The organism is Chitinophagales bacterium, assembly GCA_019694975.1.
Classification (GTDB): Bacteria; Bacteroidota; Bacteroidia; order Chitinophagales; family UBA10324; genus JACCZZ01.
In genome coordinates, this window is the sequence record JAIBAY010000001.1 from 812,326 (window position 1) to 825,378 (window position 13,053).

Genomic DNA, 13,053 nt, shown 5'->3' on the forward strand with positions numbered 1-13,053 from the left:
TAAATTGAGGTTGCAAGATAAAGGTTTATACACTTACGACTGATTACCGCGTGCAACTCTCTTTCAATGTCCACTGAGCATATTTCAAAATTCCCCTGACGGGAATCAGCAACTGCTGCGGAGAGATCAGCTGAACGCAGCTTCTTGATGCATGATACCCGGGTTCATTAAAAATTGTTTTTATTCACCGGCACTTTATACAAGCAATTGGTGGAGCTCTGTTGCGGCATGATATTTCTCTTTCACGTCTGTTTTAATTCCTGAAATCAACGCTTGATGCTAATTCCATTTAAACGTATATTGTATGTGTTATACCCGGGATTTTCACCATTTGGATTTTGTGGAAATACCTCATTATGAAACGTGGTAGCACAGGGAAAGGCAAACAAAAAAATGCAAAGCATATTTATTGACAGTGATGCAAAAGAAAATTCGCGGACACAAGAAAATACACCGACAAATTGAGTCCTGGCGCAATGCTTATCTGCATCCCGACCTCGATTTGTTAAACGAGTACAAGCGCTTGTATGTAAAAATTATGATTCATCCGTTTTGTGATATTTCTGTCACGAACAGTAAAATCCCGTCTCCTAAGGGAAAGACTAAAATCCTGATGCTCTCCGCATTACTTGACATCTATGACAGTTGGAAAAACAAACTTGATAAAACAGGGCAACCTTACTATCTAAAACTTTGGCTTTTTGAACCAAGGTTTTCAAAGTCTCAGGTAGTCTGTGCCATGGGCGACCTGGTTGATTTTTATAACAACACATTCAGGAAATCAGCGAAAGCGGAACCACTGAACACAACGCAGTATGGAAAGTTGCATGCTAGATTGAAAAATTATTATTGGGAATTGCATCTAGACGAAGACATATATGCAAAGGAAGAAAAAGGCGAACCGGGTTTGGATGAACCCTCCAACAATAGCGACATAGCAAAAAAATCAAATGAATCAACAGGTGATATGCTGGATTGTTTTGTAATTTTAAAAGGGAATGTTTGGTTAGGCAGCAGACAATAAATTGAAAGCGGACTTTGCTGTCATAAACCTTAGTGATGAAATAAAGCATTTAACACCCGTCCGAATCTGTTTTTTATTGGTGCTTAACAAGATTGTTGAGACGCAGTGATGCTTCATCAAAGGGTAACAACCTTCTATTTCAAAACCTATATTCATAAAACGGCATGCTGAACGCTCAAAAGACAATGATAAAAAACTCAACCATTCAGCAAAATGGACAAACAACATTTTTTCCTGAAACTTAATCCGCCGCGCACCACATTTATGATGGATATGACGGCCGATGAAAAAGCGATCATGCAAAAACACGTTGTCTATTGGAACGGACTGCTCAATGAAAATATTGCCATTGTATTTGGCCCTGTCATGGATCCGAATGGCGGGTATGGCGCAGGTGTGGTTTCGGTGGACAATGAACAGCACCTGCTGCAGATTATCGCAAACGACCCTGCCAATGGATTGAACCAATATGAATATTATCCAATGAGGGCTGTATACAAAAAAGCATAGCCATGGCAACTGCTGATCTAAAAGACGGGAACTACTGCAGGGTAGTTGCTGGTACACATAAAGGAAAATCAGGGATTGTGCGGGACATTAAAACCAGCAAAACCGGATATCTTACCCTCACGGTTGTACAGGAAAACGGTGTACGGTTTAAAACATTGGGTAAAAATGTGGTTGTGATAAAAGACCGGTGAATCACCCTGTATCAGCAAATGCTCACATTGCCTTGCAAGCCTGCATGGCAGGTACATCATGCCACAGGCAGCATGCGCAGTCTGTTTACCTGTATGCCCGTTATTTCTCCTTTTTTGAAGTAAATTTACGTTCCTTTTTCATTTTGGTGGCGGCTGCCCTGTATGATTTGATAAACAGCTGTACACCAGGTGTCAGTTGTAAAAATGCCACACAAAAAAGCCATTGCGATACTTGTTATTCTTTTTCTGTTGCCCGGTTTTCTGCGGCATGCAACGGCGCAATATTGCATTCCCGCTTATACAAACAGTTGCAACACGGGTGCGTATATCAACAAGTTCACTTTCAACACCCTCATTAATTCAGGCAGCGGCTGTAACGGTAACCCTGAAAATTACATCTTATATCCAGCCATCGGCAATACCACCACCGCTGTAGTGCTTGGCGGTTCATTCAGCCTGTCGGTGAAGTCAAACAATGCTGACGGCATCGGCATCTGGATTGATTATAACAACGATGAGGATTTTGATGACGCAGGCGAATTTGTTTACACTTCACCATTCTATTCGAATACACTGTTTACCGGCACCATCATTATACCCAACAACACCGCCTTTATCGGTGAGCGGCGGTTGCGTGTGCGCGGAGTGCTGCAGACATTACTTTACGAGAATCATGCCTGCGAAACATTTACCAGTGGTGAAACGGAAGACTATATCATCACCATCAATCCGGCGCCACCCTGCACGGGTACTCCGGTGGCCGGCAACCTCACCGCATTCCCCTCTTCCATCTGTGCGGAAGGAAACACCAGTGAATTGAACCTTAGCGGTTATAGTGTTGCTTCAGGCATCGGCATAACATGGGATTCCTCCGCTGACGGCGCTGCATGGAATACCATCAGCGGAGCCACGAACAGCAACTACACAACAGCGCCATTGTTTACTTCCGCTTACTACCGGGCAAAGGTTGCGTGCATAGAAAGCGGACAGTTTTCCTATTCCAATGAGATAAAGATTAACGTGGGCGAAGTAAAAATCCTTTCGGTAACTAATGACTCATTATGCGGCCCGGGCACAGCCGAACTGCAGGTGCTCTCCAATGCTACCACGGTAGCATGGTTTGCCACCGCAACATCTGTTTCGCCGCTCTTCAGCAGCACCTTTCCGTTTAAGTTTTCACCCGCAGTAACGGGTACCTCCACATTTTATGCATCCGGAGCATCCGGTACAACTTACATCGACAGTGTGGGCATGAAAGATAACCTGACAGGCAGCGGATCCGATGCTTATGAGAGCGACTACCTTGTTTTCAATACGCTGCATGCCTGTAAACTTACCGGTGTTCACGTCTATCCTTCCGAAGAAGGGCTGGTAATCATACAACTGAGGGATAAGAATTTTATTCCCTTGAAAACGGATACATTCCAGGTGATTGCATCGCAGGTTAATCAGAAGGTTTACATCGAATTAAATTTCAACCTGGAACCCGGCAATGGCTTTCAGCTCACCTTGCTCGATGGCAGCGTTCCTTTGTGGAGTAATCAGTCCGGCGTAAATTTTCCCTATGATATTCCCAACGTGCTCTCCCTATACACCAGCAACCTCGGGCCCAACTATTATTTCTATTTCTATGACTGGCTGCTTAATTATACCAACCAATGTGAAACTCCCCGTGTGCCGGTTACGGCTGTGGTCAGCGTTCCTCCTCCACTATCAGTTGTCACAACACCTGCCAACGCGTCTATTTGCGGTAACAGCGGCCAACAGGTGGAGATCAATGCATCGCAGGGCTTCCTGTATTATGCATGGTCGCCTTCCACAGGATTATCTGTCACCACAGGCATGCAGGTGAATGCCACACCGCTTGTAACAACCACATACACAGTTTGGGCATCAGACAGTATCTGTCAGAATGAAACCACCGTAACCGTGGTAGTAGCCAACACACCTTCCGTCAGCGTTATTTCCTCAGCAGATTCCATCTGTGCGGGTACCTCCGCACAACTATTTGCTACTGCAACACCGTTGCTCAATTATGCTGTTGATGAAATTACTTTCAGCCCTGAAACAGGAGCAGGCGACACGGTCTTATTGCAGGAAGACGAGTTGAGCAGCCCGCTGCCTATTGGCTTCACTTTTAAATTTTTCGGGAATTACTACGATCATTTTGAAATTGGCTCCAATGGCTTTATCACCTTTGATCCCGCTGCTGCGGATGGATGTTGTGCCGGACAGAAATTACCGGAGATAATCTCACCTAATAATCTCATAGCTTTTGCCTGGGAAGATCTCTCGCCGCAGCTGGGCGGTTCCGTATCTTATTTCACCACAGGCACTGCACCGCACCGTAAACTGGTAGTGCGCTTTGACGGGGTGCCTCATTTTTCCAATAGCGGCAGCAGCGATCCGGTCACCGCACAGGTGCAACTGTATGAAGGCAGTAACCTGATTGAAATTCATACCACTTCCATGCCCGGCAATCCATCCGGCTTCTGGTTGAATCATACCATGGGCATTGAAAATGCCAACGGCACGCTTGCTGCAGTGGTGCCCGGAAGAAATGCCAATGCAACGTGGACGGCCGCTGCCGATGCATGGCGCTTTTCGCCCAATGAGTATGCCTACAGCTGGCTGCCTGCCGGCACACTGAATAACCCCAATGTATCAGATCCTATTGCCACGCCGGCAGGTACAACGATCTATACGGTGACAGTGCTCGATACCGCAACGCAATGTGCCGGCACTGCTGCTGTTCAGCTCAAGCTGATCAATAAGCCGGTGCCCGGTGAAATCAGCCCTGCCTTTAATGCATTTTGCGAAGAGGGCAGCGACACCCTGCAGCTGGAAGGTTATACTTCAGGCGCCACCATACAATGGTTACAATCATTCAATAGCGGCGGGCCGTATACAGCAACCGGTGTTACAGGTGCTGAGTATGCTATTTCCCTGCTCGATACTTCATCGTATTTTATTGCTGAAGTTTCCTGCAGCAGCACTTCGTATACAGAAGAAGCCGCCTTGCAGGTGCTGCCTGTTCCGCCACCGCCTTCCGGCGATTCGGTTCACCGGTGCGGCGCCGGGAAGGTGGTACTCGTGGCCCAAGGTTCAGGTGGCAGCATCTGCTGGTACGATGCAGCAGCAGGAGGCAATTACCTGGGTCAAGGTGAATCATTTACTACGCCTTCCATTGCACAGCCAACCATATTCTGGGCGGAAGAAGGCCCGCCACCGGCAGCGCCATTGCCTACCACATTCATTGGCGGAAATATTACTGATGGAAATATGTTTAGTATCACAGCTATTGAGAATATAATGATCACCGGATTCGATGGACATATGAGCACCGGACAGTCCGCTGATATAGAATTATACTATAAAAAAGGATCGTATGCAGGATATGAAAACGATCCTTCGGCATGGCATTTTTCAGGCGTTGCCAATGCTGTGGCTGGCATGGGCGTCGGTATTCCCACGCCTTATCCACTGCCGCTGAACCTGATGATACCGGCAGGAAACACCTATTCATTTTATATCACATCAAAAACAAACAACATAAATTATACACTGGGCACACTGGAAGGAAGTGTGTTTGCTGCTGATGATATGCTGGAAGTGAAGGAAGGCATTGCCATCACTTACCCATTTGGTGCTGAAGTGCATCCTGTAAAATGGAATGGTATCATCCATTATCAGCAGGTAGGTTGCGCCAGTGAACGTACACCGGTTAATGCCATCGTATATCTGCCGCAGATTATTGCTGCTGCTGACAACAACAGTATCTGCCTCGGTGATACGATTATGTTAACTGCTCAAAACACAGGATGGGGAAACTACAGCTATCAGTGGCAGCCGGTTCTGCCATCAATGGTTCCGGCGGACGGCACAGGCGACGTGGTGACTATTGCTCCGCTTACCAGCGTCACATTCACGCTCACAGCCACAGCAGTGAATACCGTTTGCGATACCTTGCTGTCGGTGCCGGTAGCTGTGCACCTGCCGCCTTCCGTAACTTTTGCGGGTTTGCCTGATACGGTCTTTTTGAATGATGCTCCTTTGCTGCTAACAGGCAATCCCGCCGGAGGAACATTTTCCGGTATCGGCGTTTCCGGCAATATGTTTGATCCGGCTGCAGCGGGAGCCGGTGGTCCATATACTGTTTCATATTCCTACACCGATAGCTATGGATGCACCGGCGACACTTCGCAATCAACCATAGTGTTAATCAATACAGGCACCGGAGACTGCAATGACGTATACCTGTTCAGCGTTGCACCCAATCCATCGGCCGGTGTATTTATGATGGATGTATATCTGCCAACAGCCGCCGGAGAAATCCGGATCATCATACAGGATATGTATGGAAGACTGGTGTATGATAAACAATCAGATCTTTCTGATGGACGGTTGCAGCAAGCATTTGACTTCAGCTATGCGCCAAAGGGTAATTACCTTGTTGAACTGAAGGCCGGTGACATCATGCTGCACCGGAAAATAACTTTGCAATAGACGCTGCTGTTGCGGACAGGTACTTCTCAGGTTTTATTTCAAACCATATTTCTGCTTATAAACCTGGTACAACTGTTTTTGCGAATTGTCGAGATTGATGTCGCGGCCCTGAATAAATGCACGTTCGATATTGCTGCTGCGCATATCCAGCACATCTCCGGTGGAGATGATAATGTTTGCATCTTTCCCTGTTTCCAGCGTACCAGTTCTGTTTTCAATGCCGAGAATTTTTGCCGTATTGGCGGTCACTGATTTCAGCGCATCCTCTTTACTCACACCGTGCGCCGCAGTAGTGCCTGCGATGAAAGGCAGGTTGCGTTGCTGCCAGTATCCGCCGGTGCTGAGGCAATACAGCACACCGGCCTGTTGCAACATGGCTGCGGTATGATAAGGCACATCCACTTTTGTATCATCGCCATCGGGCAGTGAATGTGCGTCGCCTAAAATCACAGCCACACCACTCTCTTTCAGCAAGGGAGCACATTTGTATGCGTCACTGCCTCCCACCAATACCATTTTTATTCCGAAGTCCTTGGCAAACTCCACGGCATTCATGATTTCGCGCACGTAATTAGTATGGATAAATACGGTTTTGGATTTGTCGAACACACCTTTCATCGCCTCAAAGTTGATGTTGCGCTCGGCATGTGCAGGCTGCAGATTGTATTGTTGCGCCTGGGAGAAATAGCTGCGTATCTGCTGCACCTGCTTTTCATAGTCATCGCTGGTGGTTACGGCTGCGCCGTTATCGTTGAAATCAAACCGGAACCATGAAGGCCAGTTGAGATGAATGCCATCATCGGCTTTATACTGCGCGTCTTCCCAGTTCCACGCATCGAGCTGCATGATGGAAGAGGCGCCCGATATGATACTACCTTGCGGCGCCACCTGTGCCAGCAAGATACCGTTGGAGCGCACCGTCGGGATCACTTTTGAATCGGTGTTGTAAGCAATAAGGCTGCGTGTGCCGGGATTATAGTCGCCCACCTCCGCATAATCATTCGTGGCGCGTGCTGCCTCAATCTCATTCAACCCAATGTTGGTGCAAGGCGCGATCAAACCGGGATATACTTGTTTGCCGGTTGCATCAATCACTGTTGCGCCTGCAACAGGTGCATTGGCAGCTGTGCCGACATAGGTAATGATACCACCGGAAAAGCCAATGGCTCCCCTTTCAATCACCTGTCCGTTGCCGGTATGAATGGTTGCACCGGTAATTAAAACAGGTGTGGACTGTGCTGCAACAGGCGCAATACGCTGCGCAGTGGATCTTACTGAAAATGAAAATAGCAGCGCGATGGTGATAGCAAAATATTTCATGGTTAAAAGGTCAGCATTTTATGGTAAGAAAAAAGTAGAGATAACGGATCATTGAAAATGTACAAACGGTGAGCAGGCATTTTACTACTGCCCGACGTCCGTTCCATCAGTCATCGAATCGCAATCCCATTCCCGGTTGAATTCAATTTTTATTTTTTCAGTCGGTGCACCGTTCTTTTTCGCCTGCAGCATCTTATTAATCAGTCGCATGCGTTCCTGCTGCATCTGCTGCTGATGTTGTGCGTCCTTTTCCAGGCTGAAAAAACAAATACCATCCACCAGTGTCATCTCCGGCGAGGCGTAAATGGAAAGCGGATCATTATTCCATAACACTACGTCAGCATCTTTGCCGGCTTTAATGCTGCCGACCCTGTCATCCACATGCAGCATCTTTGCAGGGTTGAGCGTGCATAACTTCCAGGCTTCTTCTTCACTCAATCCGCCGTATTTGATGCTCTTTGCCGCTTCCTGGTTCAGCCTGCGCGCCATTTCAGCATCATCGGAATTGACGGCTGTAACCACACCCACGCCGGTAAGCAGGGCGGAGTTATAGGGAATGGCATCATACACTTCATATTTATATGCCCACCAGTCGGAGAAGTTGGATGCATTGATATTCCTTGCCTTCATCTTATCCGCTACCTTATAACCCTCAAGAATATGAGTGAAGGTATTTACCCTGAAGCCCATCGAATCTCCGACATGCATCAGCATATTTATTTCCGACTGCACATAGGAATGACAGGTGATGAATCTTTTTCCATCGAGAATCTCCACCAATGCATCCAGCTCAAGATCGCGGCGCGGCGCCACGGCTGATGCCTTCTGCTTTGCAGGAATCGCATTGTAAGCTGCCCATGCTGCTTTATAATCTTTGGCCCTGATGAACGCATCATACATGGTTTGCTCCACACCCATCCTCGTTTGCGGAAAACGGCTCGTATTCATGTCGCCCCAATTGGATTGCTTCACATTTTCACCCAATGCAAATTTGATGAAGCCCGGCCAGCCTTCGAATTTCATGGCTTCCGGTGAATAACCCCACCGCAGTTTGATCAGTTGCGTCTGCCCTCCAATGGAATTTGCCGAACCGTGCAAAACCTGCGCAGCGGTGACGCCTCCGGAAAGCTGCCGGTAGATGTTGATGTCGCCCGGATAAATGATATCGGCCACTCTCACTTCCGAGGTAACCGATTGTGTTCCTTCATTCAGTCCCTGTGCCGCGGCGATATGCGAATGCTCATCTATAATGCCCGATGTCAGGAATTTTCCGGTGGCATCATATACCTTCACATCGCCTTGCGGTACCGGCAGGTTCTTCCCGATCTTCTGAATCTTTCCACCGGAAATAAAAACATCCGTATTACTTAAAATACCTTCACTTTCATTGGTCCATACCGTTGCATTCCTGAACAGAAAACTTTCCTGCTTCGGCAGCGTGGCATTTCCATATCCGACAAAAGGATATAAAACAGCTCCTTCTGCTTCAGGTTTTTCCTTTTGTTTCGAGGTATCGGCTTTTTCACGGTAGGGTGCAGTAAGATTCGCTGTCCAGCTGATCCAGTTGCCATTGGGGTCCTGCCCGCTGCCTGCCAGATCTTTATCTTTCCGGTAGCCGCTGAGTCGATACATCTCTTTACTGCTGTCGGCAGGATAACGGAATGAAATGGTTACAAGATCATCTTTCATGCTCATGCTTGTTTTCAGCTTTTCCTTTTCATTCAGCCTGACCGACGCTTCCGGTGCATTGGCTGTTCCTTCCACCACCAGGTTTAAGCTGGCAAGTGTGCCGGCAGTCAGCGTATAGGTGCCGCGCAGATCCTGCAGGTTATAACTGTTTACCACATAAGGAGACCCTTTTACCCAATTCTGATAAATGATGTTTTTTTCATTGAAGATGTCGGAAGAACAGATGATGAAGTTAGCCACCTTGCCTTTTTCCAGTGTGCCAACCTGATCGAGCACTCCCACCAGGGACGCCGGTGTGTAGGTGAGCGCCTTTAAAGCAGCAGCGGGACTCATGCCGTAGTCAATGGCAGCCCGCAGGTTTTTCCAGAAATCATTTTTTGATTTGAGTGAAGCAGACGTAAGGGCAAACGTGATGCCTGCCTTTTCCATGGCAGCCGGATTGGACGGTGCCATTTCCCAATGCATCAGCTGCGACAAGGGAACCTGTTCCGCATCATAAGGATCTTCGACATCCAATGCAAGCGGAAAATTCAGCGGAAGAATAAATGCATCACCGGTTGCTTTCATATCATCAATACGCTGATATTCATCGCCGGCTCCTTTTATGATGTACCGGATGCCGAACTCATCACCGATTTTGTCGGCACGTAAGACAGAATACACATCGCCCACTTCGAAAACCTGCGGCAGCTGCAACTCTTTGTTCAGCGCATCCAGCGAGATATTCGCCTCTGCCTTGCCATTTGTTGATTTATACCATTGCGCATCATAATACGTCTGCCGCAGCAAAGCGATACTGCCCATCAGCGAGGAAGGATAATCCTGCGTAGAAACACCTTTGTTGAAGGAGTAATAAGCTGCCGCCTGATCCTTCAGTAGCATCTCATTGCTTTTTTCTTCTCCCAGTAACACTACGGCTCCTGTGCCACGCATGATGCCATCTTTCTGATGGGATGACACGGTACCAAATCCCAGCTCGCGGAGATCTTTAGCCTGATCGGCTTTCACTTCAAATAAGCTGCTGCCCTGTACTTCCGGATGCACGGCCTGATTCCAGCTATATGCACCGCCTTTATTCGTCAGAAACTGTGGCCCTCTCGGACCCTGATCCTGCGACCTCACTACTGCAGGCATGCCATAATCCGAATAGATATCAATGAAGGAAGGGTAGATAAATTTTCCCTGCATATCCTGCACTATTGCTCCTTTCGGAACCGGCAGATTCAGTCCGACTGCTTCAATTTTTCCATCACGGATTATCATCGTAGCGTCTGCCACCAACGTCTGATAGTCGGTGTAAATGTTGGCGTGGGTAAACGCATACAGTTTTTCACGTTCATCTTTTACGCCGTTACGCGGAAAGGTTGGCTGCGAAAACAAGGGCTGCGCAACAATCAGCAACAGGAAGGTGGTAACTATTTTCATAGCAGGATAAGAATTGAAATGATTTGCAGGCATGCAAGTTCTGTTCTGCACAAATGTGCGACAATGTAAAAAGAAAATCCTCCTTTGCATTTATCCTTCGACAAGCAGTTGATTTCAGGCAACGTACTGCATGTAATACAAAATGAATTGCGCTGACAACGGCAAGGCATCTTATACTATTTATTCGTTGCGCATGTTTCATTTCCATTTTTTCAGGAAAACAATACAAAACAGCGCAGGGCTGATTCTGCTGTCGTGTTTTCTTTTGCTGAATAGTAGAAGATATCTCAAAACAGGCAATCAATGCTGTCATACCGCATTTATTCCGGCATCTGTCAATGCATGTAAGTGATACTGATCCCGGTCAATCCGAACAGGATGACTCCGGTTATTTTTGATATAGCTTCTATGTGGATGAAACTATACAACTATAAATCTTGCCGGATGCCCTGAATATTCAGGATGATGGCTCATTTAACCTGCCAATAAGCCGTGAAAAGTGATAAAACCCCGTTTTTCCACCCTACATCAGTTATCAACATTTTTATAAATATTCCGGATAGAAATGATCCCAGCTCAACCACCGGAATGAGCAGCTCCGAAATGGCTCCAATCATCTAAAGTTATTGCTGGACAAGCGTTTTACGAAGATCATCCATTCGAAATACCCTGCCTGAAATCACCGGTTTTATACTTCCAAAAATGTTGATAAAAATATTATTGCTATCTTGGAAATCCGTTTGAGTTGATACCAGACGACATTCCCTTAAAAAGCGCCGTTCAATGAATTTCGAAAAGGACGTATTTATCAGCTACGCTCATGTGGACGATGTGCCGATGACGGAAGGCATGAAGGGCTGGATTTCAGAGCTGCATGAGTACCTGCAAAACCGAGTTTTCCAGATCACCGGTGTCAAGCCTGTCATCTGGCGTGATGCAAGGTTGCAGGGCAACGACTTCTTTGCACCTGAGATCGTTGCACAGTTTCCCAAGCTGAAAGTGCTGGTGTCTGTCATCACACCAAGATATCTGAAATCGTCGTGGTGCACCAAGGAGGTGGAAGAGTTTTTCAAAGCTGCCAACGAAAACGGAGGTATCAGTGTAGAGAACAAGGCACGTATCTTCAAAATAATTAAGACACCCGTCAAGCGCGATGAACAACCTGAAAAGATCCGCGAAATATTAGGATATGAATTCTATAAAATAGATTCCGCATCAGGCAAGTTTACGGAGTTCGACAAAATGTACGGGCAGGAGATGCAGCAGGCTTATTGGGCAAAGGCCAATGATGTGGCACAGGACATCGCTAAACTCATCATGGCACTCGACGGCTATGATCCGTCTAAGTCGAATGGAAACGGACAGCATGCCTCCGCCGCAATAACCTATGATCCCGGAAAAGTAAATACCGGCAAGAAAATCTACCTCGCTGATACTTCTTATGATCTGAAGGAATACCATGAAAATCTGAAGCGGGAACTCGAAGATACCGGCTTTACAGTACTGCCGAACAAGCACCTGACACCCGTAGCAGCATTGATGAAAGAGGAAGTGGAAAGCTTTATGAAGGAATGCACGCTTTCTATCCATGTCGTCGGTGCTTCTTACGGGCTGGTGCCGGAAGGATCGGAACAATCCATTCTCGCTATTCAAAATGAAATTGCCGCCAGACAGAGTGCAGAGCACGGATTAAGCCGTTTGATCTGGATACCACCTAACATGGTGGCAGAGGATGCAAGGCAGATAGCTTTTCTTGATCAGTTGCGACACCACGAAGTATTGCAAAGCGGTTCTGACCTGCTCGAAGGCACTATTGAAGAATTCAAGTTTGCCATCTTCGATACGATTCGTAAAAAGGAGGCTAAAGAGAAAGAAGAGAAGGAAAAGGTGATGGAAGAAGCACGCCGTAAAGCGGAGGAAGAAGAGAAACGGCAGCAGGCTAATAATAACACAACGGCTGCAGCATCGGATGCCGCTGATACCGGCCCAAGAATGGTCTACTTCATCTGCGATCAGCGTGATTTGAATGATACGAAAGTGATAGAAGATTTCCTGTTCGACAGCGGCTTTGAGGTGATATTGCCGGTTTTTGAAGGAGCTGAAGCCGACCTGAGAAAAGAGCACGAAGAAAACCTGCGCACCTGTGATGCCATTCTTGTTTACTATGGCAATGCCAATGAGCTCTGGCTGCGCAGCATGACACGCGATATGTTACGCATTCCGGCACTCGGCCGCACTAAACCTTTGCTTGCCGGCATCGCCTACCTCGCCGGCCCTTCATCACCACAGAAAGAAAGATTCCGCTCTCATGAGCTTACCGTAGTGAATGGACTGGCCGGATTTAATCCTGATCTGTTTAACGACTTCAAGGCAAAACTCAAATAACCA

At 47.2% G+C, this 13,053-nt stretch carries 7 protein-coding genes; 5 read left to right on the top strand and 2 right to left on the bottom strand.

All coding sequences use genetic code 11. The features are described from left to right. Positions 1 to 418: 418 nt before the first annotated feature. The 4 genes from K1X61_03140 (at position 419) to K1X61_03155 (ending at position 6,231) form a co-directional block, all read left to right on the top strand. The gene (locus tag K1X61_03140; protein MBX7107622.1) at positions 419 to 1,024 is read left to right on the top strand and encodes a hypothetical protein; all 606 of its coding nucleotides are present in this window, start codon (positions 419 to 421) and stop codon (positions 1,022 to 1,024) included. 213 nt (positions 1,025 to 1,237) lie between these two features. Continuing rightward, entirely contained in the window at positions 1,238 to 1,534 is a 297-nt protein-coding gene (locus K1X61_03145) for a hypothetical protein (protein ID MBX7107623.1), read from the top strand. Between the two features lie 2 nt (positions 1,535 to 1,536). Then, positions 1,537 to 1,725 (top strand): KOW motif-containing protein, encoded by a 189-nt coding sequence (locus K1X61_03150; protein ID MBX7107624.1) that lies wholly within the window; start codon positions 1,537 to 1,539, stop codon positions 1,723 to 1,725. A 204-nt stretch (positions 1,726 to 1,929) separates the two neighbouring features. After that, complete coding sequence (locus K1X61_03155; GenBank protein ID MBX7107625.1) at positions 1,930 to 6,231, top strand: hypothetical protein; 4,302 nt, start codon at positions 1,930 to 1,932, stop codon at positions 6,229 to 6,231. 33 nt (positions 6,232 to 6,264) lie between these two features. Here K1X61_03155 and K1X61_03160 read toward each other — a convergent pair whose 3' ends face one another. Both K1X61_03160 and K1X61_03165 read right to left on the bottom strand, forming a co-directional pair. Then, entirely contained in the window at positions 6,265 to 7,551 is a 1,287-nt protein-coding gene (locus K1X61_03160; protein ID MBX7107626.1) for an amidohydrolase family protein, read from the bottom strand. A gap of 84 nt (positions 7,552 to 7,635) precedes the next feature. Beyond that, on the bottom strand, positions 7,636 to 10,665 hold the full coding sequence (locus tag K1X61_03165) for an amidohydrolase family protein (protein ID MBX7107627.1): 3,030 nt from the start codon (positions 10,663 to 10,665) through the stop codon (positions 7,636 to 7,638). Between the two features lie 783 nt (positions 10,666 to 11,448). Here K1X61_03165 and K1X61_03170 point away from each other — a divergent pair. Then, entirely contained in the window at positions 11,449 to 13,050 is a 1,602-nt protein-coding gene (locus K1X61_03170) for a TIR domain-containing protein (protein MBX7107628.1), read from the top strand. Positions 13,051 to 13,053: the final 3 nt, after the last annotated feature.

Bases quoted from the DNA above. Each gene is read 5' to 3' on its own strand.
- K1X61_03140 (MBX7107622.1), top strand. From the start codon at position 419: ATGCAAAAGAAAATTCGCGGACACAAGAAAATACACCGACAAATTGAG.
- K1X61_03145 (MBX7107623.1), top strand. From the start codon at position 1,238: ATGGACAAACAACATTTTTTCCTGAAACTTAATCCGCCGCGCACCACA.
- K1X61_03150 (MBX7107624.1), top strand. From the start codon at position 1,537: ATGGCAACTGCTGATCTAAAAGACGGGAACTACTGCAGGGTAGTTGCT.
- K1X61_03155 (MBX7107625.1), top strand. From the start codon at position 1,930: ATGCCACACAAAAAAGCCATTGCGATACTTGTTATTCTTTTTCTGTTG.
- K1X61_03160 (MBX7107626.1), bottom strand. From the start codon at position 7,551: ATGAAATATTTTGCTATCACCATCGCGCTGCTATTTTCATTTTCAGTA.
- K1X61_03165 (MBX7107627.1), bottom strand. From the start codon at position 10,665: ATGAAAATAGTTACCACCTTCCTGTTGCTGATTGTTGCGCAGCCCTTG.
- K1X61_03170 (MBX7107628.1), top strand. From the start codon at position 11,449: ATGAATTTCGAAAAGGACGTATTTATCAGCTACGCTCATGTGGACGAT.